The organism is Rugamonas sp. GW822-FHT03B10, from assembly GCF_058801745.1.
In genome coordinates, this window is sequence record NZ_JBXANP010000011.1 from 75,005 (window position 1) to 99,782 (window position 24,778).

The 24,778-nt window shown below is 62.2% G+C and carries 24 protein-coding genes; 12 read left to right on the plus strand and 12 right to left on the minus strand.

What is annotated here, in order from left to right:
* Positions 1–2 precede the first annotated feature (2 nt).
* Entirely contained in the window at positions 3–935 is a 933-nt protein-coding gene (locus AC1RQG_RS18030) for an AraC family transcriptional regulator (protein WP_493133371.1), read from the minus strand.
* Between the two features lie 227 nt (positions 936–1,162).
* Between AC1RQG_RS18030 and AC1RQG_RS18035 the strand changes: the two genes are divergently transcribed.
* Positions 1,163–1,918 carry an SDR family NAD(P)-dependent oxidoreductase gene (locus tag AC1RQG_RS18035; RefSeq protein WP_493133372.1) on the plus strand — a complete coding sequence of 252 codons (756 nt, stop codon included), beginning with the start codon at positions 1,163–1,165 and terminating at the stop codon, positions 1,916–1,918.
* A gap of 200 nt (positions 1,919–2,118) precedes the next feature.
* On the opposite strand, the gene AC1RQG_RS18040 is transcribed toward AC1RQG_RS18035, so the two are convergent.
* Complete coding sequence (locus tag AC1RQG_RS18040) at positions 2,119–2,625, minus strand: hypothetical protein (RefSeq protein WP_493133373.1); 507 nt, start codon at positions 2,623–2,625, stop codon at positions 2,119–2,121.
* Between the two features lie 46 nt (positions 2,626–2,671).
* Positions 2,672–3,148 (minus strand): helix-turn-helix domain-containing protein, encoded by a 477-nt coding sequence (locus AC1RQG_RS18045; RefSeq protein WP_493133374.1) that lies wholly within the window; start codon positions 3,146–3,148, stop codon positions 2,672–2,674.
* A 196-nt stretch (positions 3,149–3,344) separates the two neighbouring features.
* Here AC1RQG_RS18045 and AC1RQG_RS18050 point away from each other — a divergent pair, with 196 nt between their 5' ends.
* The 6 genes from AC1RQG_RS18050 (at position 3,345) to AC1RQG_RS18075 (ending at position 8,928) form a co-directional block, all read left to right on the plus strand.
* A complete protein-coding gene (locus AC1RQG_RS18050; protein WP_493133375.1) occupies positions 3,345–3,488 on the plus strand; it encodes a hypothetical protein in 144 nt (47 codons plus the stop codon).
* A gap of 325 nt (positions 3,489–3,813) precedes the next feature.
* Positions 3,814–4,848, plus strand: coding sequence for a sodium:calcium antiporter (locus tag AC1RQG_RS18055; protein WP_493133376.1), 1,035 nt, complete (start codon positions 3,814–3,816; stop codon positions 4,846–4,848).
* A gap of 40 nt (positions 4,849–4,888) precedes the next feature.
* Positions 4,889–7,519 (plus strand): cation-translocating P-type ATPase, encoded by a 2,631-nt coding sequence (locus tag AC1RQG_RS18060; protein ID WP_493133377.1) that lies wholly within the window; start codon positions 4,889–4,891, stop codon positions 7,517–7,519.
* Positions 7,516–8,061: a hypothetical protein gene (locus tag AC1RQG_RS18065; protein ID WP_493133378.1), complete on the plus strand. Its 546-nt coding sequence runs from the start codon at positions 7,516–7,518 to the stop codon at positions 8,059–8,061. Before AC1RQG_RS18060 ends, AC1RQG_RS18065 begins: the two co-directional genes overlap by 4 nt.
* A 46-nt stretch (positions 8,062–8,107) precedes the next feature.
* Complete coding sequence (tnpA, locus tag AC1RQG_RS18070) at positions 8,108–8,338, plus strand: IS66 family insertion sequence element accessory protein TnpA (protein WP_493133464.1); 231 nt, start codon at positions 8,108–8,110, stop codon at positions 8,336–8,338.
* 47 nt (positions 8,339–8,385) lie between these two features.
* Positions 8,386–8,928 carry a hypothetical protein gene (locus tag AC1RQG_RS18075; protein ID WP_493133379.1) on the plus strand — a complete coding sequence of 181 codons (543 nt, stop codon included), beginning with the start codon at positions 8,386–8,388 and terminating at the stop codon, positions 8,926–8,928.
* A gap of 504 nt (positions 8,929–9,432) precedes the next feature.
* On the opposite strand, the gene AC1RQG_RS18080 is transcribed toward AC1RQG_RS18075, so the two are convergent.
* Together AC1RQG_RS18080 and AC1RQG_RS18085 are read right to left on the minus strand one after the other, a co-directional pair.
* Positions 9,433–9,933, minus strand: coding sequence for a hypothetical protein (locus AC1RQG_RS18080; protein WP_493133380.1), 501 nt, complete (start codon positions 9,931–9,933; stop codon positions 9,433–9,435).
* 462 nt (positions 9,934–10,395) lie between these two features.
* Positions 10,396–10,758 carry a YybH family protein gene (locus AC1RQG_RS18085; protein ID WP_493133381.1) on the minus strand — a complete coding sequence of 121 codons (363 nt, stop codon included), beginning with the start codon at positions 10,756–10,758 and terminating at the stop codon, positions 10,396–10,398.
* Between the two features lie 133 nt (positions 10,759–10,891).
* Here AC1RQG_RS18085 and AC1RQG_RS18090 point away from each other — a divergent pair, with 133 nt between their 5' ends.
* The gene (locus tag AC1RQG_RS18090; protein WP_493133382.1) at positions 10,892–11,788 is read left to right on the plus strand and encodes an AraC family transcriptional regulator; all 897 of its coding nucleotides are present in this window, start codon (positions 10,892–10,894) and stop codon (positions 11,786–11,788) included.
* A gap of 124 nt (positions 11,789–11,912) precedes the next feature.
* Here AC1RQG_RS18090 and AC1RQG_RS18095 read toward each other — a convergent pair whose 3' ends face one another.
* From AC1RQG_RS18095 to AC1RQG_RS18110, 4 genes are all read right to left on the minus strand, one after another.
* Complete coding sequence (locus AC1RQG_RS18095) at positions 11,913–14,114, minus strand: OsmC domain/YcaO domain-containing protein (protein ID WP_493133383.1); 2,202 nt, start codon at positions 14,112–14,114, stop codon at positions 11,913–11,915.
* A gap of 87 nt (positions 14,115–14,201) precedes the next feature.
* A complete protein-coding gene (locus AC1RQG_RS18100) occupies positions 14,202–14,621 on the minus strand; it encodes a DUF1801 domain-containing protein (RefSeq protein WP_493133384.1) in 420 nt (139 codons plus the stop codon).
* Positions 14,618–15,031, minus strand: coding sequence for an SRPBCC family protein (locus tag AC1RQG_RS18105; RefSeq protein ID WP_493133385.1), 414 nt, complete (start codon positions 15,029–15,031; stop codon positions 14,618–14,620). The genes AC1RQG_RS18100 and AC1RQG_RS18105 overlap by 4 nt, the downstream gene beginning before the upstream one ends.
* Positions 15,028–15,348 (minus strand): ArsR/SmtB family transcription factor, encoded by a 321-nt coding sequence (locus AC1RQG_RS18110; RefSeq protein ID WP_493133386.1) that lies wholly within the window; start codon positions 15,346–15,348, stop codon positions 15,028–15,030. The genes AC1RQG_RS18105 and AC1RQG_RS18110 overlap by 4 nt, the downstream gene beginning before the upstream one ends.
* Before the next feature lie 175 nt (positions 15,349–15,523).
* On the opposite strand from AC1RQG_RS18110, the gene AC1RQG_RS18115 reads away from it, so the two are divergent.
* From AC1RQG_RS18115 to AC1RQG_RS18125, 3 genes are all read left to right on the plus strand, one after another.
* On the plus strand, positions 15,524–16,372 hold the full coding sequence (locus tag AC1RQG_RS18115) for a class I SAM-dependent methyltransferase (protein WP_493133387.1): 849 nt from the start codon (positions 15,524–15,526) through the stop codon (positions 16,370–16,372).
* A 265-nt stretch (positions 16,373–16,637) separates the two neighbouring features.
* Positions 16,638–18,014 carry a hypothetical protein gene (locus tag AC1RQG_RS18120; protein ID WP_493133388.1) on the plus strand — a complete coding sequence of 459 codons (1,377 nt, stop codon included), beginning with the start codon at positions 16,638–16,640 and terminating at the stop codon, positions 18,012–18,014.
* Between the two features lie 74 nt (positions 18,015–18,088).
* Positions 18,089–19,807, plus strand: a complete 1,719-nt coding sequence (locus tag AC1RQG_RS18125; protein ID WP_493133389.1) for a GMC oxidoreductase — start codon at positions 18,089–18,091, stop codon at positions 19,805–19,807.
* A 62-nt stretch (positions 19,808–19,869) separates the two neighbouring features.
* Here AC1RQG_RS18125 and AC1RQG_RS18130 read toward each other — a convergent pair whose 3' ends face one another.
* The 3 genes from AC1RQG_RS18130 to AC1RQG_RS18140 are packed head-to-tail and all read right to left on the minus strand — an operon-like array spanning position 19,870 to position 23,352.
* Positions 19,870–21,267: a DUF2799 domain-containing protein gene (locus AC1RQG_RS18130; protein WP_493133390.1), complete on the minus strand. Its 1,398-nt coding sequence runs from the start codon at positions 21,265–21,267 to the stop codon at positions 19,870–19,872.
* A 58-nt stretch (positions 21,268–21,325) separates the two neighbouring features.
* Positions 21,326–22,699 (minus strand): sensor histidine kinase, encoded by a 1,374-nt coding sequence (locus AC1RQG_RS18135; protein WP_493133391.1) that lies wholly within the window; start codon positions 22,697–22,699, stop codon positions 21,326–21,328.
* A complete protein-coding gene (locus AC1RQG_RS18140; RefSeq protein WP_493133392.1) occupies positions 22,696–23,352 on the minus strand; it encodes a response regulator transcription factor in 657 nt (218 codons plus the stop codon). Before AC1RQG_RS18140 ends, AC1RQG_RS18135 begins: the two co-directional genes overlap by 4 nt.
* A gap of 193 nt (positions 23,353–23,545) precedes the next feature.
* Here AC1RQG_RS18140 and AC1RQG_RS18145 point away from each other — a divergent pair, with 193 nt between their 5' ends.
* On the plus strand, positions 23,546–24,619 hold the full coding sequence (locus AC1RQG_RS18145) for an acyltransferase family protein (RefSeq protein WP_493133393.1): 1,074 nt from the start codon (positions 23,546–23,548) through the stop codon (positions 24,617–24,619).
* Positions 24,620–24,778 lie beyond the last annotated feature (159 nt).

The window sequence follows — 24,778 nt, forward strand, 5'->3', positions numbered from 1 at the left end:
TGTTAATACTGTTGAATCTGGTTATGTGGGACGCTCGCGATTCCCTGCACAGTCTGCTCACGCGTCTCGCGGATGCTGCGAGCCGGCGGATGACCAAACAGGCGTCCGTACTCGCGGGTAAATTGCGGCACGCTTTCATAGCCCACGGCATTCGCCGCCTGGCTGACCGACACGCCTTCGGCAAGCATACGGCGGCGCGCTTCGATCAAACGCAGTTGCTTTTGAAATTGCAGCGGCGTGAGTGACGTGGTCTTCCGAAAATGGGCGTGAAACGCCGATAAGCTCATGCCGGCCGCGCTGGCCAGCGCTTCCACCCGCACTGGCTGCGCGTACTGCTCGCGCAAAACGAGCACGGCACGGGCGATGCGTCGGGCGTGACTGTCGGTGGCGCCAAGGGCGCGGACGGCACTACCGTGACGGCCCGTCAGCAGCCAGAAATGCATTTCCCTCACCAGCGCCGGCCCCAGCACAGCGAGGTTGCGGGGGTGCTCCAGCAAACGCAGCAAGCGCAAGGCGGTATCGGCTAACTCACGCTCGGTGGGCACCACCTGAATCGGCTCCCGCACGGCGGGGGGCAGGGCGCCGATTTCGCGGACCAGATCCGCGATCACCGCCGGCGCCAGTTCAAGCACCAGCGAGTAATACGGCGCGCTGAGGCTGGCCCGGGTGATTTGGCTGATGGTCGGCACATCGGCGCTGATCACCATCGACTCGCCAGCGCCAAATTCAAAGCTGCGCTCGCCTACGCTCACACGTTTCTGGCCTTGCAGAACCAGCGCCACCATAGGTTTGGAGATGGCGTATTGGAGCAAAGTGGCGGCCGTCTCGCGCAGGATCACCAATCCGGGCACGGCGGTGGAGGCCACGCCGTGGGCGTCGACGCGAAGATCGGCATAATGGCGGGCGTGGTCAAGCAAGATGTCGGAAGCGGTCATGGTCGCTACGGGTGCATGGTGCAAAAGGATAGAACGCAAAGGCTTAAAATAATCGGGCAAGTCATTTCCTCGAATTAGCCGGAGCCATTACAGCATCAATACTCCTGAAAAAGAAGCCCTCCAAGGCCCGCTTGCAGAATCGGGCAAGAAATCAGGACGATCGCGCAACCTGGTGCCGGACTGCGTACCTATCATCATGGCTCCTTCAACCTAATCGGAGTTTTGCCATGAATACCATCTCATTAGTCACAGGAGCGAGCCGTGGTCTGGGCCGCAACACGGCGTTGAGCATCGCATGTCACGGCGGCGACGTCATCGTGACTTACCGCAGCGGGAAAGAAGCGGCAGAGGCCGTCGTGGCCGAAATCCAGGACATGGGCCGCAAGGCCGTGGCCTTGCAACTGGACACCGCCGAAGCGGCAAGCTTCCCGGCTTTCGTGGAGGCCGTGCGCGGCGCGCTGAGCCAGATCTGGCAGCGAGACAGGCTGGATCACCTGGTCAACAACGCCGGTCATGGCGAAATGGCGGACTTTGCTGCCACCACGGAAGCACAGTTTGACGCCCTGTTTAATGTGCACGTCAAAGGCGTGTTCTTCCTGACCCAGGCGCTGTTGCCGTTGCTGGCCGATGGTGGCCGCATCATCAACTTCTCGTCCGGACTTACTCGCGTCTCTTTCCCGGGCTTCTCGGCCTACTCGGCCGCCAAGGGTGCGGTCGAAATCCTCAGTGTCTACATGGCAAGGGAGCTGGGCAGCCGGGGGATTACGGTCAACACTGTCGCCCCGGGCGCCATCGAGACCGATTTCCTGGGCGGGGCGGTGCGCGATATCCCCGACTACAACAAAGCCTTCGCCGGGATGACTGCGCTAGGCCGCGTCGGCGTGCCGGACGACATCGGCCCCATGATCGCCAGCTTGCTGGGCGCGGACAACCGCTGGGTCAATGGTCAGCGCATCGAAGTGTCGGGCGGGCAGTCTATCTGAACCGAACTTTATCGAATTCATCCATACCGCGTCTACCCGCAGCTCAACCGCCAGCACAGGTACGATGAGAGTTCTCCGCTGCAGCAGCGTCGCCGCAGCGGGGAATTTCAGCAGATCGCCATATAGCCGAGGCGGAATCTGAATAGATTCAGCATAAACGTCCATTGAAACAAAAGTGCGACTGCAGATATTCTTGCCTTTCACTCTATGAGCCAGGTCTTTTGTTCGGCGTAGTTGAGGTAACGCTCATGCCGTAGAGTCCAGAGCAAATACATGTCCGTGACGGCCACGGTCATCGCGCCGTCGAGCGTGGTAATGGCGTCGGACACAACGCTCTTGGCCACATCCTGATACCGGTCCCCGATGGTTTTCATGAAGACGGCTTCGGCCTTCTGATCCCACAGGCGGCGTGCACAAAAATACGAGTTCCCCGGCGTGAGCCACAGATTTTCGACCGACGTTTCGACCCGTACTTCATGCCCTAGGATCGTCTCTGTTTCAAATCCCGGCGTGGTCAGGTTGGGCGCGGCCACGAAGTCGATCTCGCCCTCGGGCAGGTATAGCTTAACGTAGCCGGCCGCCTCCACGTAGTCGGTGGTGATGGATTCGGCGACGTCGCTCAGCCTGGGCGTGACGAAGCCGAGCGACTGCGGATCCGGAACAAAGATGTCGATGTCCTTGCTGAAGCGGTGGCCGTAGCGCAGCATGAGAACAGCGTCTCCCAGGCCCCGGGAATGCCCGGCGTCCCCGCCATCACCAGACCGTTCTGCATACTTTCCATTGTTTTGCCCACTGACTGAGGTTTTTCATGATTTTCTTGGCCGGCACGTCGGGTGTGGCCGCCTCGGCGACGACTTTCACCACCACCGGCAACGGTGTCTCATCGAGCAACGCCATCAAATGGGGCTGGAACTGGTCCGGCGCCTGGCCGGAACGCAGCACCATCGACAGCATGTCCGGCGTCATCACGTCCCGGTAGCTGGTGCTGATGCTGCGGGCGGCAACCGTCAGCGCGCTTTTCAGGCCCGAAGGCTGCACGGTCTCCATGTCCAGGCCTAGAATGTCCATCACCGCTTTCAGCTTGGTGTAGCCAAGGTCCTTCAGCGTGCCGTTCTCCAGTTGGTTGATCGTCACGCGCGACAGGCCTGCGAATTTGGCGACGTGCTCCTGCAGCAAGCCAGCCTGGATACGCTTGCTTTGGATTTCGCCGCCGATTTGGGCCAGGTTCATGATCTAGCTCACTTAATGTTAAGTATATTTAACATTATAGCGCGCATCCGGCCTTTTCCAAGGCAGTTTTATGGGGGCTGCCGCCGAAGATGCCGCCGACGGCCGCGTCACCCGGTGGGGACTGTCCGGCACTATGTCAATCGAAGTATTTTGCTATTAGGATTGGGCTCGTGACAACTATCCTCCATATCAGACCATGTTCCAGGGGCTGGCGACGGGGCAGGCGCTGGGGCTGCTACCGTATGCACTCACCGCTGTGCTACCCTTGTTGCTGGCCACCGCCGTCATGGCGTTTGCGGCGCACCGGATGAAGAGCGAGCGCTACGTGCTGGCGGTTTGAAAGCCAGGGCAGGGGGACGCTGGCCGCGACAGGCGGCGCCCGATGGCAAGCAAAATCGTAGCGGCCCGATGCCCTGGCGATCCGGCGACTGGCGTCGTCTAGGCTATAGTTATGCGAGATTGATCTGCCGCAAGTTAATTTGCGCACTATGTGTGTAGCCTCGCAGGCACTCATCGACAAGCGCTGCCGTTGAACCTCGCAACAGGCCCGGTGCGCGTCCATGCAGTCGCAGCCATGGCTGATTAGGAACCGTTGCAACGCTTGATGGCCCGGACCAACGGGAATTGTCCATGGAATTACTATTGTCCTACGCGGCTTCTGCAAAATGACTTCCAGCAGCATCGTCTGGCTTCAGTTTCTCGCCTGCGCCTCCCTGATCGGCTTGGCCGGCTATCAGTTGTGCCGCTATGCGGATGCTATAGCGCAGCGCACTGGCCTGTCGGGCAATTGGATCGGCCTTGCCCTGCTCGCCACCGTTACCTCGCTGCCCGAATTGGCTACCGGCATTACCAGTGTCACTATCGCCCATGCCCCGAATTTAGCGGTAGGCGACGCGTTTGGTAGTTGCGTCGTCAATCTGGTTTTTCTGGTGCTCATCGATGCCATCTTCAGAGAGTCCCCCCTGTGGCAGCAGGCCAGCCACGGACATGTGCTGGCCGCCGCATTTGGCGTGGTCATGCTGGGATTCGCACTGATTGGATTACTGATCAGCCACACCGGCATGCCAGGGGTGGCCGGGGCGCAGGCGGCGACGACGCTTCTCGGCTTTGGCGTGGTCACCCCGGTCCTGTTGATGCTGTACCTGTTGGCGATGCGCACCGTGTTCGCCTATGAACGGGCCCATGTGTTACCTGTCGTCACCATATTGGGCGACGCCATTCCCCCCTTGCGCCAGGCAGTGTCCCGCTTTGCGCTGGCGGGCGCTGTCGTGGCGGGCGCCGGTTTGTGGCTGCCCTTCATCGCGACCGACCTGGCCAACGCCATGGCCTGGAACCGCAGCTTTGTCGGCAGTCTGTTTGTCGCCATGGCCACGTCGCTGCCCGAACTTGCAGTGACCCTGGCAGCGCTGCGCATTGGCGCATTGGACATGGCAATTGGCAATTTGTTGGGCAGCAACCTCTTCAACGTCGCAATTATTGCCGTTGATGACCTGTTCTACCGCCCGGGCGCACTGCTGGCCGATGCATCGCCAGTTCACGCCATTACCGCAGGGTCGGCCATCACGATGACGGGCCTGGCCATGATCGGCCTGTTCTTCAAGCCCGCCTCGCGGGTGGTACGCGCGGTTGGCTGGGTCAGCCTTGGGCTGGTCGCCATGTATTTGCTCAATACCTATGTGCTCTATCTCCATGGCGAATAGCGCGCCCCCGACTGTGCCGGACGTGCCAGGCGACTGGCATTTGCGCGAAGCGCGCGAACTGGCCCAAGCGCATGATGTTGACTTGGCACATGGTTTGCGCGCGCATCAAATCGATGCGCGCGCGCTCGCTTATGGCGCCAACGCGCTCGTCTCGGGGACGCGGCGCAGCCTGCTGACACTTCTGCTGAGCCAATTTGGCGACTTCATGGTCCTGTTGCTATTGGTCGCCGCCGTCATCTCTGGTGTGATTGGCGACCTGGTCGACACACTCGTGATCCTCACGATTGTCGCGCTCAACGCCGGCATCGGCGTGCTGCAAGCCTGGCGCGCCGATCAGGCCCTGGCGGCCTTGCAGAAAATGGCGCCATCCCAAGCCACGGTGCTGCGTTGCGGCAACATTGGGCAGGTCGCGGCCGAGGCCCTCGTGCCGGGCGACATTGTGCTGCTCGAGGCTGGCAACAAGGTGCCTGCCGACTTGCGCTTGTTCGATAGCGCGACGCTCAGGGTGGACGAATCGGCCTTGACCGGGGAGTCCGTCACGGTCGATAAGCATGCGCGCACACTTGCCGGTCCGTCGCATGCGCTTGGCGACCGGCACAACATGGCTTTCAAGGGCACGACCGCCACCCATGGGCGCGGCCGCGGGCTGGTCGTGGCAACCGGCATGGCCACTGAATTGGGCAAGATCGCCGGCATGCTCAACCAGGACAGCGATCGCAGCACGCCGCTGCAACTGCGCCTGGCCGCGTTTGGCAGGCGCGTCGCGCTCCTAGTCCTGTGTATTTGCTTGGTCATTTTTGGCGTTGGCGTCATGCGCGGCGAGCCGCCCATGCTGATGGTGCTCACGGCGGTCAGTCTGGCAGTGGCCGCCATTCCCGAAGCCCTGCCTGCCGTGGTGACCGTATTGCTGGCCTTGGGCGCGCGTAAGATGGCGGCCATGCATGCCTTGATCCGCCGCTTGCCTTCGGTCGAAACCTTGGGCTCGGTCAGTTATATCTGTTCCGACAAGACCGGCACGCTGACGCAAAATCATATGCGTGCCGAAGCGCTCATCGCCGGCAATGCCAACGCGCCTGCCTGGGCGCCTGGTGGGGCAGTGGTGAACCTGGCCATCGATGAACTATTGCGGGCGGCAGCACTTTGCAACGATGCCAGCCGCACTGCGGAAGGCCACTGGAAGGGCGATCCGACCGAGACGGCACTGAGCGATGCCGCCAGTGCCGCAGGACTGGACAAGTCGGCGCTCGAGGCCACTTGCCCCCGGGTATGGGAGCTGCCCTTCGATTCGCTACGCAAGCGCATGACTACGTTCCACCGCAGCGCGCAGGGTCTCATTAGTTACACGAAGGGCGCGCCCGAATCGCTGATCGAGGTCTGCCGCGCCGAATGGAACCCCACTGTCGCGAGCGGAGAGGCCGGTCTCGATCGTCAAGCCTGGCTGGCCCGCGCCGATGCTTTGGCCGCGCAGGGCTTGCGCGTGCTGGCGGTGGCGCGGCGGAGTCATGCGCAGTTGCCCGAGACCGGAACTGACAGCGCGACCCTGGAAAGCGGCTTGCTCCTGCTTGGCTTGGTCGGGCTGATGGACCCGCCCCGTGAGGAGGCGGCGCAGGCCGTGCGCGACTGCGGGGAAGGGGGCATCACGCCAGTGATGATCACCGGCGACCACCCATCCACGGCGCGTGCGATCGCACTCCGGATCGGAATCGTGGACGACGCCCAGGCAATCGTGCTCACTGGCGCCGAGCTGGCAATGCTGGACCAGGGCGCCTTGATGGCACAAGCGCGGCAGGTGCGGGTCTATGCCCGGGTCGATCCGGCGCAGAAGATCCGTATCGTCGAAGCGCTGCAAGCCCATGGGGAGTTTGTCGCGATGACCGGTGACGGTGTGAACGACGCGCCGGCCCTCAAACGCGCCGACATCGGCATCGCCATGGGCAGGAACGGGACCGATGTGGCACGCGAGGCTGCCAGTTTGGTTCTGCTCGACGACAACTTCGCCACCATTGTCGTCGCGGTGCGCGAGGGCCGCCGTATCTATGACAATATCCGGAAATTCGTTCGCTATGCCATGACAGGCAATTCGGGCGAAGTGTGGACCATCTTCCTGGCGCCGCTGCTGTTGTTGCCGATCCCACTTTTGCCCATTCACATTCTGTGGGTCAATCTGGTGACCGATGGCTTGCCTGGCTTGGCCCTGGCTGCCGAGCCCGCCGAGCGCGGCATCATGCAACGCCCGCCGCGCCCCCCGCGCGAGAACCTGTTTGCGCACGGCATGTGGCAACATATACTGGGCGTTGGCTTGCTGCTCGGCGCGCTGTGCCTGGGGGTGCAAGCCTGGGCGATTGCGCACGGCCACCCGCAGTGGCAAACCATGGTCTTTACCGTGCTAACCCTGGGCCAGATGGCGCATCTGATGGCAATCCGCTCTGAACGGGAACCGTTGTGGCGATTGGGATTGGCCAGCAATCGACCATTGCTTGGGGCCGTGCTGTTGACTATATCCTTGCAAATGGCGATCATTTACGTGCCCGCACTGCAACCGATCTTCAAGACCGGTGCTTTGAATGTCCTGGAATTGGGTATTTGCGTGGGGACAGCCTTAGTGGTGTATATCGTTGTGGAAATTGAAAAAGCATGGAGGCGCGCGTTCGACCAACGGGCCAAGCCATGAAGCGTAAGCCATCCGAAGCCCACCACCTGGAGTTGCGCGTGCGCGACATGGCGCAGCTGTTCAACTCGATGGATCCCACTCCGTTCCACAACAAAGACCTGGACTGCGATGCCGAGGCATTCATCGAAACCTGGGCGCAGGGATTCGACTCCCACAGTGCGCTGTCGCTCACTATCCATCTTGAGAACTTCCCCACTGAGGGCGACCCAGGCGCACTCCTGAACGAAGCGATTCACAATCACTTCGACTACAAGGCTAGGCAGGTACGTCATAGCCTGAGTTATCTCTTCAGGCAGGGGCGGGCAAGTTTGCTGATCGGTGTGGCTTTTGTCACGCTCTGTTTGCTAGTCGCGGACGCGATTGCGCAACTCGGCAAGGGCACATCCATTGCCATTGCGCGGGAAAGTCTGACGATCGTCGGTTGGGTGGCAATGTGGCGTCCCTTGCAGATTTTTCTCTACGATTGGTGGCCCTTACTGCGCCGAATCCGGATTTATGAAATGCTGGTCGACGCGACTATTCGTGTAGTGCGAGGAAAATGACAATGCCGTACAACCCCGCGAGCGAATTCGCTCAAGGTCAAGCGGGCTGTCACAGCGCGCCTTCGCCCGGCAAGAAGGCTATCCAATACGGCAGATGGGTTACTGGTTTCGCCGACCGCGCGGGTCGCCGGCCGCGCCCGGGCTGCTGCCGGTGCTAGTTGCACCAGCGCCCCTAGTGCCGGTCGCGATCAGCCTGATCAACGAGCGTGGCTGGACGTTGAGCTTGCCCAATGATGTGCCAACGAACTGGCTGGCTGAATTGATGCGGGCCCTGTGATGGAACTGTCGGCCGATACGATCTAGTTGGTGACGGCGGCGGTGGACATGTGCACCGGCATTGACGGACACTCCCTGCATGTACAACAGGCGCCGGGGCGCCCGCCATGCGATGGCACGGCCTACGTGTGCGCCAAGGCGGGCATGGGGATCGATACAAGTCAGATCATCATAGATCGGTGCAACGAGCTGGGAATTTCGCACGAGACGGCCCGGATGATCGGGAAAGAGTCCGGGTACAGCGACACCTCGGCAGTGTGCTGGGCTATCGGACTCGATCCCGTGACCATGCAACCTTTGTGGCCCAGAAACTGGATTCTTATGGCGGCCCAGACCAGTAGCGTCAGTTGTCGGACAAAAATGCCTGAAGAGGCGCTTATCGCGATTTTGGCCTCGGCCGAGATTTCGTCAGCCTTTACCGCGCGCGTAGACCATTTGCTGGACGAGGCGCCGGCGCAAATACTGATCATGGCCGCAGAGCAGGCGGTGCTGCAGGCCAGCCGGCCCATAGCGGCCATTTTGGCGAATATTTCCAATGTGGCGAAGACAACGAACAGCCTGTGTCCGGGCGCTTGGGAGGCGCAGCGTTGAGACAGACGTTGGCATATCTACTTCAAAACCTTCGGGGATTGTCGCTTTTACTTCCGTTAATCGGGCACTTTTACTTCGCCGGACGGGCATGGTTCTGTAAGAAGTGGAACAACTCACGGATTCAATTTTACATAATATAAATTATGCGAAATCGCGACGACGCCTTAAGGCAGTACTTGCATGGCTTAAACGGATGCTCATGCCGCGAACATTGTTGGTTTCCATTGATAACGGACTTCGATGGCGACGCTGCGGCGATTAGCCACATCTGCATGAGATTGGCTGACAGATTGTGCGTCTTCAACGCTTCCCGGCGTCCGACTTTGCCACTACGAACATCGGTGCAGACCTGAATTTTAAATTGCAGGCTATACCGCCGGTATGGTCCTCTGACTGACATGGTGTCGCTCCTCTCGTGAAGGCTCGACAAGCGTCGTGGCGATTCATCACTTCATCTCGCCACCATGGTACAGTCCGAGGGGTTCAGTTCAGCGGTGATATCAATCAAAAGGACATAGTATCGAAGTACGCTTGCGATTCGCTGGAAATCGTTCCTGCTCCCGCGCCGTAAAGCGTTTCCTGCTCAGCCTCTGTCAGCGGCTTGGCTACCCATCCGCCTTGAAAAGCGTCGGGACGATTGGTACTAATGATCCAGCTTCCGCTCTGATTCTTCATGAAACCCCGTGCTTTATACAACCATCCCTGACAGGTGCTGCAAGCATTGAAGAATTCAGACTTCACATTTAGTGCGAAAAACACCAGATCCTCCAATTTCTCATCGTAGCTCTCTGCCACTTTCAACGCCCGGTCTTCTGCACATAATCCGCCTGAGGTATCGCTTTTTCCCAGGCTGCCCATGTTATATCCAACATAACAACTGCCAGTAGTGACGGAAACCGCGTAGGCTAAGGTGAAGCCTGACTGCACCTGACCATACTCACGGCTTCTACGCTTCGACATCCTCTCGGTAACGGCCATGATGATTTGCTTATCAGTTTTTGCCATTCAGATCTCCTCTATCGTTCAATGACAACCCAAGCGTCAATCATTGATACTGCAGGAATTCATCATGCCACATACAAAGGCAAGGCAATGCGCCATCCGAACCGCACGTGGACATCACCATGGAACATGAAATAAGTGACTGATTACAAAGGTAAATCACTAAAGAGAAAGGTGCAGAAAAACTGCGTTGGCAGCATTTAAACTGAAAGTGTGCAGATGGACCTTGATGTTGCGCCCATCTTGCCCATCACCGCTGGGAGACACTGGTAGCTGGTCACGTCTTCTTTCCCCAGCCGTAGGCGCAAGCGCGCTTTACCCCGAGTAGTCCCGGTCGGTGCCGCTATGCCGCAGGATAAAGCAACAGCGACGCGGGGAGCTGCGAGTTTGTCGGGAATGACTGTTGACAAGGATCATCCAACTTTTCCGCTGCATCAATTCCGCATGAATCAAAGGAAAAGTCGATTATTCGAGATCAGCGTTAAGCAGCGTAATGAGTCCATGGCGGTTAACCGAAATATCAAGTCGACCAATTTCATGGCCGAAATCGCCGGTAAAGTCCACCCGCACGAGTGCCCGACAATCCCCGAGGATCTCGATTGCCAAAACCCGAGTTACCGTGTGATAGCCAACAAAATACTGCTCGATATAGTTCTGAATGCCTCCATGTCCTTCAAAACGATGGCCGGTGGACGGGTCGTCAATCAACGCATCTGGCGTGAACATTGCCAGTGCGGCATCCAGGTCGAAAGCATTGGTTGCGGCGATCAGGGCATCAACAACCCTACGCAGGTCATCTTTGTGCTGGGTCATCAATATATCTTCCATTCCAACCTCCTCTAAACTCAAAGGCAACACGATAGATGCATGTCTCCGCCTGAGCCCACCTGATTCTGGCGCAAACCTGCCTATTTCTGCTTTTTTGCTTGCCAGAAGGCTTGGCTCAAAGTTCAATTACAAAATGGAAGAACAATTAATTGAATTGCGGGGCCTGGTCGCCCACGCGCAGAACCGGCGAACCGAAACAGGCATTCCGCGCGTGGCGATGGTCCAGGGAGTCGTTCCGGAACACGAGCTCTCCGCAGTCTACGAGCCGATGGTCAACCTAATCCTGCAGGGCGGCAAAGCTATGACCGTCGGCGGGCGGACTTTGCACTACGATCCGGGCACTTATTTTGTCATGTCCGTCGATCTCCCGGCCGCCGGTGTCGTGCGCGGTAGCGATTCGGGGGCCCCTTATCTGGCGGTAAGCCTTAGCCTCGATCCGGCGTTGCTCACTGACTTGCTGTCGGATATACCGTTTCGAGCCGAGGCACGTCGCCAAAACGCCGGTTTTTCGGTCGCCGCAGTGACGCCGCAGCTTTTGGATGCCTGGATTCGCATGCTGCGTCTGATGAAGCAACCATCAGACATTCCTGCGCTGGCGCCGGCATATGAGCGCGAGATTCTGTATCGCGTGTTACAGGGACCGATGGGCTGGATGTTGCATAACATCGCGACCCCCGACACCGCGTTGGCGAGAATGAATCGGGCGATCCGGCGAATCCGCCAGGACTATGCATTGCCTTTACGGATAGAGGCACTCGCCGAAGATGCCGCGATGAGCGTATCGGCGTTTCACCGGCACTTCAAAGCGGTGACAGCACTGAGTCCGTTGCAATACCAAAAACACATCCGCCTGCTTCAGGCACGCACGCGGCTGATTGCCGCTGGCGACAGCGTCACGATGGCTGCGCATGAGGTTGGCTATGAGAGTCCGAATCAGTTCAGCCGTGAGTATGCCAGGATGTTCGGCTTACCCCCCGCGAAGCATGTTGCGCGTATCGTCGCGGGTTTTAAACGCGAGCCGCGAATCTGAACGGGTAGTATTGAATGCCGGCAGCCGATGCAACACTTGCCCGGAACTGCCAAGATTGCGCCATATGCTGACAGGTTGCGGCCCCTTGAATGGGTGCCGCAACCATCCGCTCGTTTGCCGATTCTTACGCCGCTTTGACCGCCCTCGCCCGCGCCGCGTGCAGCTTGCGGTAGCTGTCGATCTTGCGCTGGTGGCGGTCGAGTCCTTCCAGCTTCATGCTCGTTGGCGTCAAGCCGTGGAAACGGATGCTGCCGTCCACCGAGCCCAGCACCGCGTCCATGCGCGCGTCGCCGAACATGCGGCGGAAATTGACGACGTAATCGTCCAGTTCCATCTCGTCGTCGAGCATCACTTCGAGCACCGCGTGCATGGCCTGATAGAACAAGCCGCGCTCGACCGTGTTGTCGTTGTATTGCAGGAAGGCTTCGACCATATCTTTCGCCGCCTCAAATTCTTGCAAGGCCAGATTGATCAGCAGTTTCAGCTCCAGCACATTCAACTGACCCCATTCCGTGTTCTCGTCAAATTCGATGCCGATCAACGTGGCGACATCGCTATATTCGTCGAGCTCGCTGTTCTCCAAGCGATCCAGCAGCGCCGCCAGCGCGTCGTCGTCCAACCGGTGCAGATTCAGGATGTCGGAACGGAACGCCAGTGCCTTGTTGGTGTTATCCCAGATCAAATCCTCGACCGGATAGATTTCCGAGTAACCGGGCACGAGGATCCGGCACGCGGTCGCGCCCAACTGGTCGTACACGGCCATGTAGGCTTCTTTGCCCATGCTTTCCAAAATGCCGAACAAGGTCGCGGCTTCCTCGGCATTGGAGTTTTCGCCTTGGCCAGAGAAATCCCATTCGACAAATTCGTGATCCGATTTGGCGCTGAAGAAACGCCACGACACGATGCCGCTGGAATCGATGAAGTGTTCGACGAAGTTGTTCGGCTCGGTAACGGCATTGCTGACAAAAGTAGGCCGTGGCAGGTCGTTCAAGCCCTCGAAACTACGGCCCTGGAGCAATTCGGTCAGGCTGCGTTCCAGCGCCACCTCAAAGCTCGGGTGGGCGCCGAACGAGGCGAACACGCCGCCGGTGCGTGGATTCATCAGCGTGACGCACATCACCGGATACTTGCCGCCAAGCGATGCATCCTTGACCAGCACTGGGAAGCCCTGCTCCTCCAGTCCCTTGATGCCGGCCACAATGCCCGGGTATTTCGCGAGCACCTCGTCCGGCACGTCCGGCAAGGCCAGTTCGCCCTCCAGAATTTCGCGTTTGACCGCCCTTTCGAATATTTCCGACAGACATTGCACCTGCGCTTCGACCAGCGTGTTGCCGGCACTCATGCCGTTGCTGACGAACAGGTTTTCCACGAGATTGGTCGGGAAATACACGACCTCGCCATCCGATTGGCGTACGAACGGCAGCGAGCAGATGCCGCGCTCGACGTTGCCGGAGTTTGTATCGAACAAGTGCGAGCCGCACAATTCACCGTCTGGATTGTAGATTTCCAGGCAATACTCATCGAGGATTTCTGGCGGCAGCGCATCTTTGCGGCCGGGCTTGAACCAACGCTCATCCGGATAGTGCACGAACGCCGCGTTGGCGATGTCTTCGCCCCAGAATTCGCCGGCGTAGAAGTGATTGCAGCTGATACGCTCGATGTATTCACCCAACGCAGACGCCAGCGCGCTTTCCTTGGTCGAACCCTTGCCATTGGTGAAGCACATCGGCGAGTGGGCGTCGCGCGTATGCAGCGACCACACGTTAGGCACGATGTTGCGCCACGACGCGATTTCGATCTTAATCCCCAGGTTCGCCAACAGTCCCGACATATTGGCGATCGTTTGCTCCAGCGGCAAATCCTTGCCCGTGATGTAGGTACTGGTTTCGGACGATGGATTGAGCGTCAGCAATGCCTGGGCGTCGGCGTCCAGGCTTTCCACTTCCTCGATCACGAACTCGGGGCCGGTCTGCACCACTTTCTTCACCGTGCAGCGCTCGATCGAGCGCAGGATGCCTTCGCGGTCCTTGGCCGATATGTCTTCGGGCAACTCGACCTGGATCTTGAAGATCTGCTTGTAGCGGTTCTCCGGATCGACAATATTGTTCTGCGACAGGCGGATATTTTCGGTTGGAATATTGCGAGTGGTGCAATACAACTTCACGAAATAAGCCGCGCACAGCGCCGACGATGCCAAGAAGTAATCGAACGGTCCCGGCGCCGAGCCATCGCCCTTGTAGCGGATCGGCTGGTCGGCCACGACCGTGAAATCATCGAATTTCGCTTCCAGGCGTAGCTTATCGAGAAAGTTGACCTTAATTTCCATGGGGATTCCAAACAGTGCTCAAATTGATGTGGGCACTATTATCGGCGCTTTTTGCCGTGCAGCATAGGCGCAGGCCGGTTCTATCGTTCAGCCGGCCGCTTTCTGGCGCCGTTTTGGCGAGGCGCGCTGCGCGTTCAACGCCGCCGCCGCCCGCACCAGTGCCTTGAACGCTTCGGGGTCGACTGCGCCGCCCTCGGGAATGTCGATGGCGCGCCGTGCGTTGCCCTCCAGACTGGAATTGAACAGACCGGCCGGGTCGTCCACCGAGGCGCCCTTCAGAAACGTCAACTTGACCACCGATTTGTAGGTTTCGCCCGTGCAGATGATGCCGCCACTGGACCAGACCGGCGTCCCCATCCACTTCACCTCCTCCACCACGTCGGGCACGGCTTCGTGGATCAGCGCGCGCATGCGGCTGAGGGTGGCGCCACGCCAGTCGTCCAATCTGGCGATCTTCTGGTCGATGAAGGCGGACGCGGCCTGCCCTTCCATGGGTGCCGCCGTCATGCGTCCTCCCGCGCCAGCACCTGTTCAAGCGACCCGAAGAATTTCTGCCAGCCAAATTTGGCGCCCTGGTAGGCCTGTTCCTGGTCTTGCCGGAATCCGGACTGTTCCATGCGCAGATGGGTGCCGCCGGCCGATGGTTCGAGGGTCCAGGTGACGACGCTTTCGAGTCCATAAGCGGACCAGGTGTAGGCCAGCGTGCGCCGCGGTTCAACTTCCGTCACAACGCAATCGACGGCGCCCCAGTCGGCGCGGAAATTGAAATGGTGCCCGGCCACGGGCAGAAAATCGCTCTTCATCAGCCAGGCCTCGATCAGATGGGGCTGGGTCAAGGCGCGCCAGAGCTTTTCCGGCGGATGGGGGAATTCCCGTTCAACAACAACGGTACGCAGTTCCTGTGCGGTCACGTTCATTGGTCCATTCCTTTCAGCAGATTTTCGAGGTCATCGAACCGGCTTTCCCAGTAGCGGGTCATCTGGTTCGTCCAATCGCGCAGCGGCGCCAGCGCGCCGGGCAGCGCGCGGTAGTGGGTCTGGCGGCCGGCATGGCGGTCCAGCACGAGCCCGGCTTCCTTCAGGATGGCCAGATGCTTGGAAACAGCCGGTTGCGACACCCTGGCATGGCCCGTCAACACGCCAACCGTCTGTTCGCCGCCGGCGCACAGTTGTTCGAAGATGGCGCGCCGCGTGGGATCGCCAAGTGCCCGGAACAATGCATCCTGATTCGTCATTTCAATCCATAGCCATAAGGTTATGGATTGAACTATAGCCGGAAGGTTATGAATTTTCAAGCAAAATCGATCATGCCATTTTAATACTATTGCCCGCCCCGGCGATCGGAGCGTTCCAACGTGATCGTGGCAAATAAGGCAAAATATCAGGCAGACAATTCCAAGGGAGTGCGTCATGCAAGGTGAAAAAGCGAACCGCGATCAGGACCAGCGCTGGAACGGCCCCGCCGGGCGGGCCTGGGTCGAACTCCAGGTCCAGCTGGACGACATGCTCGCGCCATTCGAGCGTTTGCTGGTCGATGCTGCGTGCGAACAGCGGCCCCGATCCGTGCTCGATATCGGCTGCGGAACGGGCGCAACCACGCTGGCCATCGCGCGCCGGCTCGGCGCCGGCGCGGCGTGCACCGGGGTCGATATTTCTCAGCCGATGGTCGCGCTGGCCCGCACCCGGGCCGCACAACAAGCGCTGGACGTGGACTTCATTGAGGCCGACGCGCAAACCTGGCCTTTTGCCGCCGCCAGCTTCGACATGATCGTCTCGCGCATGGGCGTGATGTTCTTCGACGACCCCGTCCGTGCCTTCGCCAACTTGCGCCGGGCCGCCACGGCGGGCGGTGCCTTGCGCTTTGTCGCATGGCGTTCGGCGGACGAGAACCCGTTCATGACCACGGCCGAACGCGCGGCGGCGCCCCTGCTACCCGCCCTGCCCCCGCGCCGTCCCGGCGAGCCGGGCCAGTTCGGCCTGGCCGACAGCGCGCTGATCTCGCGCATCCTCGAACAGGCCGGCTGGGAAGATATCGTCATCGCACCCGCCGACGCCCAGTGCACGCTGCCTGCGCACGAACTGCTGCGTTATGCGACCATGCTCGGCCCTGTTGGCCAACTGCTGCAGAAGGAAAGCGAAGACCGGCGCGACGCCGTGGTGGCGGCGATGCGCGAGGCATTCCAGCCCTTCATCCATGGGGACGAGGCGCGGTTCCCGGCGGCCTGCTGGATGGTCGGCGCGCACGCGCCTCGCGCCTGAGTCACCGGGCGCCAGCGCAGCGGCAGGGGCAGCGGACAGAAACTGTCGCGTCCACGCCGCTGTTTCCGTATGCGAATGCAAGTGCTTGCCCAACTGCGCCCGTCCCTGTTGGGCTACCGCCGCCTATCAAAAAAGCAAGCGAAATATTGATTATTCGACAGTGATCTTCGGTGAGATTTCAAAATTTCCCCAGTGCTACTATCGGCCCGAGACATGCCTTTGCCGCAGTTCCTCCCTTGGTGCTGGAAATTCACTGGAGAAGAAGATGACGTCCACCTGGTTCGCACTGATCGCCGGTTCCACCTTCGCGCTGAACGCCGCCGCAGCAACGATCACCCCCTTCGCCGACAACAACGGCGCGATCCCGCCCGCATCCGAATACAAAGGTCCGCTGTTCAAGCTGAGCCACCAGTACCCGGCCAACGTCCCGACGCCGGCCATGCCCTGGCGGGCCGCCATCAACAACGGCCACATCACGACCCAGAACGCCGGCGCCTACGCGCAAGCGCTCAAGGATGCGGTGGGCAAGGACATGATGGTGCTGCTGCAGGACTACGCGCACTGGGACGCGGCGCAACGCGGCTGGTACAACGAGCCGTGGCTGGGCGCCAAGCGCGAAGCCATCCACGGCATGTACGTGGGCGGCAGCTCGCTCGACACTTCCCTGTTCGCCGCCAGCGGTCTGACCAAGCCGATCACCACCTACGTGCTGACCTACTACGACAAGACGGCCGCGCAGACGCTGAAGAACGTGTGGGGCAAGACTGCCATGAAGCCCGCCGTCACGCCGAAAACCACCCAGTTCCCGGAAGGGTCGCTGATCATCAAGGCCGCCTTCATCACGGCCGATCCCACCGTCTGGCCGGTCATGACGGGCAGTCTGGTGTGGCCGGCCTACATCACCACCAACGCCACCACCGGCGAATTCGCCAAACCCCGGGTGTACAGCACCTACCTGATGCAGTTCGATATCATCGTCAAGGACAGCGCGTCGGCACCCGATACGGGCTGGGTGTTCTCGACGCTCGTGTACGACCGTAACATCAAACCGGGCGCCAACGGCGTGTGGGACCAGATGGTGGTGCTGGGCGCCCAGTGGGGCAACGACCCGCTGGTTAACAGCACCAAAGAGCCGCAAAAGCAGCTGACGCAGAACTGGAACAATCCGGCCGCGCCCGCGTATGGCGGCGCCACGTTCGGCTGGGGCGAACGGCTGTCCGGCCCCAATGACGGCGCCATGAACGACATCTCATTCGAGGTCGATGGCAATCGCCAGTACGTCAAGAACGCCAAGGATTCGTCGTGCATGAGCTGCCACAGCACGGCGCAATGGGACGTGAAGAATCCCAAGATCGGCATGCAGTCCTTCCTGCTGCCGCTGAATACCCACCTGCCCAGCGACAGCCCGACCGGCAGCCCCTACCTCAATTCGCCGGCGCCCGGTTCGCCCGACTGGCAGCGCTGGTTCCAGAACCGCAAAGGCGACGTGCCGATGGACGCCGGCAGCGTGGCCGGCGACTTCGACATGGTGCTGACCTTCAAATCGCTGCCCTTGTGGTACACCGCCACCAGCAAGACGCCCCAGTTGCTGAACGCGATAGACCGCACCGGCAAGCACGTGGCCGATCCCACCCGCAAATGAATGCTCAGGCCAGGCGGGGTGCCTGGCCTCCCCTCGTCCCGCACCCGCAGTCCTCACTTTCCCAAGGAGGCAGCATGTCCTATACCTACAAGCGATTCTTCGCCGACGCCGCCCACATCCCCAGCGGCATCGCGCTCGGCTACCCCGTGCCGGGCCGCCAGTCGGCCAGCGCCGACCAGATCGCCGGCAAGGCCTTCTTCGCCGGCGACGCGGACTGGCGCACCATCCAGGCCACGTCCTACGACTTCATCGTGATCGGCACCGGGCCCACCGGCGTCGCCTTCATCGAGCAAGCGCTGCGCAACAAGCCCGATGCGAACATCCTCGTGCTCGAACGCGGCGGCTACTGGCTGCCGGCGCATTACCAGATGCTGCCCATGGCCTTCCAGGCCGCCACCGGCTCGCCGCCCACCACCTATCCGTGGACCCGCAGCACGCGCATGGCCACCACCGGCCTGCAATTCTTCCAGGCCGGCTACATGCCCATCGTCGGCGGCCGATCCACCTACTGGAGCGCGTGGTGTCCGGCGCCCACGCCCGGGCAGATGCGCGACTGGCCGCGCGAGCTGATCGACGTGACGCTGGCGCCGGGATTCTGGGACCGCGCGCGCGCCTTCCTGCATGTGACCTCGATGGACCGCATCAATGATGGCGTGTACGGCAAACTCCAGACGCAATTGGATAGCAACATCAAGGAGAACTTCAAGCGCTGCGTGCCCACGGCGCTCAGCGCTTACCCCGCTCCGATCGCGGTCGGCAATCCCGACTGGCAGAGCGTGAAGTTCTACAAATACGCGACCGTCGGCACCTTGTTCGGCCTGCAGCAACGCCAGCTGGCGCAGGCTGCGCAGGGCCACGGCCATCCGCTCACCATCGTGGACCGCTGCCTGGTCGAACGTCTGCTGCACGACGGCCAAGGCACGGTGACGGCGATCGCCACCAACCACGGGCCGCTCAGCGTGGGCACGGCCAGCATCGTGCTGGCGATGGGCACCATCCCGCCGGCCACGCTGCTGATGAATTCCTTCGGCGAGGCGCTGCCCAACGCGGGCAAGCGCTACACGGGGCACTTCATGTCGCACGTGACGGCCCGCGTGAAGCGGACGGCGTTCCATGGCCTGTCGCCGCTGGAGATCGGCGCCGTTTATCTGGACGGCGTGGACCAGCAAGGCTTGCAATACCATGTGCAGGCCAGCGCCTTCGCCTCCACGCGGCCCGAACACGATGCGCAGACCATCGCGCATGAGGCGCCCGATGCGGCGGCCGTCGCCTCCCCGGCGCAGCTGCGCGGCTCCGAGGATTACGTGGTGCTGGTGTGCGCCACGCTGGGAGAAGTGAGCGAGCGGAACGCGGACAACTGGATCCGGCTGAACGACCAGGGCGACCCGACCACCAACATCACGCTGCAATTGCAGACCGGCGCGGCGGACGAAAAACTGTGGGACGTGCTCGATGAAGCCACGTACCAGACCATCAGCGCCCTCGTCAGCGCCCGCGTGGACGCGCCGCCCGAAATCGAATACTGGATCGACGAAAGCAACGGCGGCGGCAGCTGGCAGCGGGCGCGCCCCGGCCGCGAGCAAATACGGCTTAACATCATCGTGCACGAGGCGTCGCCCTTGTGGATGGGCGCGGATCCCGCCACGTCCGTGGTCGGTCTCGATTACCGGCCCCACGGCGTGCGCAATGTGTACGTGACGGGCGGCGCGCTGTTCCCGACCGGCGGCTCGTGGAATCCGACGCTCACCATGTGCGGGCTGGCGCAGGATCTGGCCGATCGCCTGACACGCTGACGCGGCACGCGCGGCGCAGTGCGGTTCAGGCAGTTCAGTCCGGGCCGCGTAGTGCAGGTAGCTCAGTTCAGATAGATGTCGCGCCGCAGCCGCTCCATCTGCTGCTGGTGGCGCTCGGCCCAGCGCCGGGCGTCGTCCAGCTGGCGCTCGGTGCGCTGCAGGTAATCGGCCACGTCGCGCCGTTCCTGTTCGCGCCGGCTGTCCTGCTTCTTGGTTTCGTCGTTGACGGGGCGGTCCTTGTTGTCCAGATTGGCCCGGATGTCGCGCTCGATGCGGCCCAGGCGCGCGCGCGCCTCGCGCACGCGACCGTACAACGCGTCCACGTCGCTCACGGCGCGGTTGTATTTGGCGGCCGCCACTTCGTAATCCTGGCCGCTCAGATAGGCGCGCTTCATCTGGTTGCGCACGGGGTCGCGGCACACCTCGACCGCCATGCCGGCGCCGCGTCTCCCCAGATCGAAGGCGTTGTCGGGGTTGCAGTAGCGGGCGTTCTGCTCGTCCCAGGCTGCCGTGTACAGCTCGCGCGTGCGCGGGATAACGAACACGCCGTCGCGCGCGGCGTTGGCCATGCGGTCCTCTAACTGGAACGGGCGGCCATAGCCATCGTCCTGGCCCGCCTTGCGCCAGTAGTCCGCGAGCCGGCTCTCCCAGCTCTGGCGGTACTCGGCCTCGTGGATCTTCAGTCCCTTGGCGCGCGCCTCGGCGCGGCGCATATTGAAGTCCTTGCCGGAGACGGCATCCTGCGTGCCCAGATTCTTCCAGTAGTTGACGATTTCAGCGTTCCATGCGGCGCGGTAGGCGTCCTCCTGCACTTGCACGCCGGCCGCGCGGGCGGCGGCGGCGCGCGATTTGATCTGCGTGTCCGGCACGCCGTTGCGCGCGTCGGTGAAGCCGGCGTCTTGCCAGAAGGTGCGGTTGCCCGTCTGCCAGCCGCTGGCATAGCCCGCATCGTCGAAACGCAAGCCTTGCTGCGCGGCGCGGTTGCGGGCCGCCTCTTTGGCCGATGCGGGCTTGCCATCGGTGCCGTCACGCTTGCCCTGGCCGTTCCAGTAGTCGGCATTGCCGATCATCCAGCCCGCGTCGTAGGCCGGGCGGTTGAGCGGCGTATGGTGTTCTTGCACGTCCTCGCCGGCCACGTGCCGTTCATACGAGGACTGGGGCAGCGCCTGGCGGCCATCGCTCACGCCGCGTGCGGACCAGAAGTCCCAATTGCCTTGCGCCCAACCGGCCAGGTAGCCGGCAGCCGCGTCGCCCTGCCCTTTGCCGCCGTCATGGCTGTCGCAGAAATCCTTACGCTCGGCGAAGTTCTGCACCTCGCCAGCCGCGCCATCCTTGTGGCCGATGGCGTTCCAATCGCCGGTCTTGCAGTCGGCGATGCGCTCCATCGTGGCCTGGCAGCCGCCCAGCAGCAGCGGCAAGGCGAGGATCAGCGGCGTGCTCCAGCGGGGTAGACGATTCATGGTGTCGGCGTGTGGTTGATGGCCGGCTGATTATAGTGGAATTCAGTTGTACAAAACATCACCGGGCGGCCATGGTCACGTCGAATGTGACCTGAACGCACAGGCCCGGTCCCTCGTCGCGGTTGTCCAGCGTGATGCAGCCCCGGTTGCGGATGGCGGCGCGCTCCGCGATGGCCAGTCCGAGGCCGCTGCCCGGCTGGTCCTGGTCCGGCAGGCGGTAGAAGCGCTCGAATACCTTGCGCTGCAGGACAGGCGCGATACCGGGGCCTTCATCGCGCACGGCCAGCGTGATCAGGCCCGCGTCGGCAGTGATGCTCACGGCCACGCGGCTGCCGGCGGGCGAATATTTGATGGCGTTGCCGACCACGTTGTCGATCAGCGCCGCCATGCTTTCGCGGTGCAGGCACATGGCGCACAGGTCGGGCGCCTCCAGTTCCAGGTCGATCTGGCGCGCGGCCGCGAGCGGGCCGGCCAGCGCCAGGCGGTCGCATACCAGTTGCACCAGATCGAGCGCTTGCAAGGGCGCCGCGTCGCTGTCCGGCCCGGACCTGGCCAGTGCCAGAAGCTGGTGCACGGTGTGGGTGGCCCGCCGCACGCCCTGCCGCAAGCCTTCGCCCGCCTCCTGCACGCGTTGCGGCGTGTGGGCATGGGCCAGCGATTCGGCGTTGATCTGGATGATGGACAGCGGTGTTTTCAGCTCGTGGGCCGCGTCGGCCAGGAACTCCTGTTCCCGTTCCAGCCGCTCCACCAGCCGCGCCATGAGGCGATTGACGGCTGCCACCAGCGGCGACAATTCCCGGTACGGCGACGGCGCCAGCGGCGTCAGATCGCTGGCGGAGCGTTCCTCGATCCCGGCCACGATGCTGCGCAGCGGGCGCAGGCCGACGCGGATGATGTACCACGCCGGCAGCAACAGGAACGGCAGGCTGAATAGCAAGGGCGCGAGATAGTAGCCGATGCTGGACGTCTGCAGCAGCCATTCGCCGATCACCTGCGTGGCCATGCGCACGGTGACGCCGGTGGCGGGGTCCGATTCCACGGCCGCCACCCAGCCATCGGGCAGCGGCAGGCGCGCCGGCGCCGCCGTTGGCGGGCTGGCGCCGTCGGACGCGTACAACAACTGGCCGCGCCGCCATACTTGTGTCTGCAGCGCGGGCACGTACCAGTTCATTTCACGGTACAGCGCGTAGTGCAGCGCTTCCATCCGGCGCACCAGCGGGCGGATTTCGTCGGCCGGGCGGCCGTCCACCGTTTGCATCAGCACCAGGATGCGCAAGGCACTGGCGCGCAGTTCGCGCTGCATGTCGCGCTGCTTGGTGGTGCGCGTTTCGTGGATGTCCCACGCCAGGTTGGCCAGCCAGATGGCCATCACCACGCCGCAGAAACCGAGCAGCAGGCGCCGGAACAGCGAGCGTTCGGGCAGGCCGGTCATTTGTCGATCACGTAGCCGACGCCACGCACGGTGCGGATGTAGCCATCGCCGATCTTCTGGCGCAGGTGCGAGATGTGCACGTCCAGCGTCTGCCCCTCGCCCTGCGGCAGGGCGCGCGACTCCAGCTCGCGCCGGGTCAGCACGCGCTCCGGATAGCGCATCAGTGCCAGCAGCAATGCGAACTCCGTCTTCGACAGGTCCACCGCGTTGCCGCCCCGGGTGAGCACGCGGCGCCGTTCGTCCAGCGCGAGATCCTTGATCTTCCATATCAGTTCGCCAGCCTCGTTCCAGCCGGTGGCGCGCCGCACCACCGCGCGCAGGCGGGCCAGCAGCTCGGAGACGGCGAACGGCTTGACCAGATAGTCGTCGGCGCCCCGGTCCAGGCCCTGCAATCTATCCTCCAGGCTGTCGCGCGCCGTGATGATGAGGATGGGCAGGGTCTTGCCGTCGGCCCGCAACTGGCGCAGCAGCTCGATCCCGTTCCCGTCGGGCAGGCCGAGGTCGAGCAGGACCGCCTCGAATGGCTCGGTCGCGATCCGCTGCCGGGCGTCGGCCGCGCGCCGCAGCCACAGTACGTCCAGGCCCTCGTCTTGCAGCGACGATTGCAGGGCCTTGCCAAGTTCCAGGTCGTCCTCGACCAGGCATATTTTCATGTCTATTTTCCAGTGCGTTCCAGTGCGGCGTGAAGGCGGCTATGTACGCATCTTCATCGTTGCCTGTCAACGGGGAGGCGCGCCAAATCTATAGGAGAACTTAAGGTTGCGTTGCGCAGGCGTTAAGAAACAGCAGGGATAATAACTGGTCGGATCAACCACGCCACATCGGGCGAATACTTTCACCGCTTCCATGCTCCCTGCTTCCCGCATCTCCTCCGTCGACGCCCTGCGCGGCCTGACCGTCGCCGCCATGCTGCTGGTGAACGACGCCGGCGACTGGTCCCACGTCTATCCCTGGCTGGAGCACGCCGAATGGCATGGCGCCACGCCGGCCGATTTCATCTTTCCGTTCTTCCTGCTGATCGTCGGCGTCTCGCTCCAGCTGGCGCTGGGCGCGAAGATCGAGGCCCAGGCCCCCGCCGCACCGATGGCGCGCGCGGTGCTGGTGCGGGGGGCGCGCATCTTCCTGCTCGGACTCGCCCTGCACGGCGCAGCGGCCTTGCTGCTGCATGGCCGCGACTTCCGCCTGCTCGGCGTGCTGCAAAGGATAGGTATCTGCTTCGCGCTGGCGGGCCTGCTCGCCATCTACGTGCCCAAAGCGCGCGCCCAGTGGACCGTGCTGGCCGCTATCCTGCTTGGCTATTGGGCATTGCTGACGGCCGGGGGTTCGCTGGCGCCGGATCTGAACCTGGCCGACCGCATCGACACGGCCTTGTTGGGCCGGCTGGCCTACCAGTTCAATCCGGCGACTGGCCTGGCGCACGATCCCGAAGGTGTGCTGAGCACCCTGCCTTCGCTGGCCACGGTCATCCTCGGCATGCGCGCCGGCGCATGGCTGCGGGCGCGGAATCTGCGCGCCCTGCTGTGGGCGGGCGTGGCGGCGGTGGCGGTGGGTGGCCTGTGGTCGCTCGCGCTGCCATTCAACAAGCAGTTGTGGACATCCTCGTTCGTGTTGTGGACGGGCGGGTTCGGTATGCTGGTGGTGGGACTCGGGCACTGGCTGATCGACCGCCAGGGCTGGCCGGATCTGGGCCGCTGCCTGGGCATCAATGCCATCGCCGCCTACGCGGGCGCGTGGCTGGCGACCTGTATTCTGGAGGGCAGTGGCGCCATGGCCCCGCTGTACGACGGCCTGTTCCGCGCGCCGCTCGTCCCTTTGATGGGGCCATTCCTGCCGTCGCTGCTGTTCGCGGTCGTATTCACGGGCTTGTTCTGGCTGGCCATGCACGGATTCGAGCGGCGCGGCTGGCGGATCACGGTCTAGCGGGCCCCGTGCGACGGATGGCGCGCGCCCGGGATGGCGGCCGCGCGCGGGCGATCTCGTGGCCCATGATGACGGCGATTTCAACGCCGGCGCGGCACAACCGCGCCAATGTCTGATCTTTCCCCAATTGGCTATAATCAGCCGCATCCCGCCACTAGC

Coding starts and splice junctions, on each gene's coding strand:
- AC1RQG_RS18090 (WP_493133382.1), top strand. CDS start 10,892: ATGGAAGAACAATTAATTGAATTGCGGGGCCTGGTCGCCCACGCGCAG.
- AC1RQG_RS18030 (WP_493133371.1), bottom strand. CDS start 935: ATGACCGCTTCCGACATCTTGCTTGACCACGCCCGCCATTATGCCGAT.
- AC1RQG_RS18085 (WP_493133381.1), bottom strand. CDS start 10,758: ATGGAAGATATATTGATGACCCAGCACAAAGATGACCTGCGTAGGGTT.
- AC1RQG_RS18100 (WP_493133384.1), bottom strand. CDS start 14,621: ATGACGGCGGCACCCATGGAAGGGCAGGCCGCGTCCGCCTTCATCGAC.
- AC1RQG_RS18140 (WP_493133392.1), bottom strand. CDS start 23,352: ATGAAAATATGCCTGGTCGAGGACGACCTGGAACTTGGCAAGGCCCTG.
- AC1RQG_RS18135 (WP_493133391.1), bottom strand. CDS start 22,699: ATGACCGGCCTGCCCGAACGCTCGCTGTTCCGGCGCCTGCTGCTCGGT.
- AC1RQG_RS18145 (WP_493133393.1), top strand. CDS start 23,546: ATGCTCCCTGCTTCCCGCATCTCCTCCGTCGACGCCCTGCGCGGCCTG.
- AC1RQG_RS18125 (WP_493133389.1), top strand. CDS start 18,089: ATGTCCTATACCTACAAGCGATTCTTCGCCGACGCCGCCCACATCCCC.
- AC1RQG_RS18080 (WP_493133380.1), bottom strand. CDS start 9,933: ATGGCAAAAACTGATAAGCAAATCATCATGGCCGTTACCGAGAGGATG.
- AC1RQG_RS18050 (WP_493133375.1), top strand. CDS start 3,345: ATGTTCCAGGGGCTGGCGACGGGGCAGGCGCTGGGGCTGCTACCGTAT.
- AC1RQG_RS18065 (WP_493133378.1), top strand. CDS start 7,516: ATGAAGCGTAAGCCATCCGAAGCCCACCACCTGGAGTTGCGCGTGCGC.
- AC1RQG_RS18045 (WP_493133374.1), bottom strand. CDS start 3,148: ATGAACCTGGCCCAAATCGGCGGCGAAATCCAAAGCAAGCGTATCCAG.
- AC1RQG_RS18040 (WP_493133373.1), bottom strand. CDS start 2,625: ATGCTGCGCTACGGCCACCGCTTCAGCAAGGACATCGACATCTTTGTT.
- AC1RQG_RS18075 (WP_493133379.1), top strand. CDS start 8,386: ATGTGCACCGGCATTGACGGACACTCCCTGCATGTACAACAGGCGCCG.
- AC1RQG_RS18105 (WP_493133385.1), bottom strand. CDS start 15,031: ATGAACGTGACCGCACAGGAACTGCGTACCGTTGTTGTTGAACGGGAA.
- AC1RQG_RS18115 (WP_493133387.1), top strand. CDS start 15,524: ATGCAAGGTGAAAAAGCGAACCGCGATCAGGACCAGCGCTGGAACGGC.
- AC1RQG_RS18120 (WP_493133388.1), top strand. CDS start 16,638: ATGACGTCCACCTGGTTCGCACTGATCGCCGGTTCCACCTTCGCGCTG.
- AC1RQG_RS18130 (WP_493133390.1), bottom strand. CDS start 21,267: ATGAATCGTCTACCCCGCTGGAGCACGCCGCTGATCCTCGCCTTGCCG.
- AC1RQG_RS18095 (WP_493133383.1), bottom strand. CDS start 14,114: ATGGAAATTAAGGTCAACTTTCTCGATAAGCTACGCCTGGAAGCGAAA.
- AC1RQG_RS18035 (WP_493133372.1), top strand. CDS start 1,163: ATGAATACCATCTCATTAGTCACAGGAGCGAGCCGTGGTCTGGGCCGC.
- AC1RQG_RS18055 (WP_493133376.1), top strand. CDS start 3,814: ATGACTTCCAGCAGCATCGTCTGGCTTCAGTTTCTCGCCTGCGCCTCC.
- AC1RQG_RS18110 (WP_493133386.1), bottom strand. CDS start 15,348: ATGACGAATCAGGATGCATTGTTCCGGGCACTTGGCGATCCCACGCGG.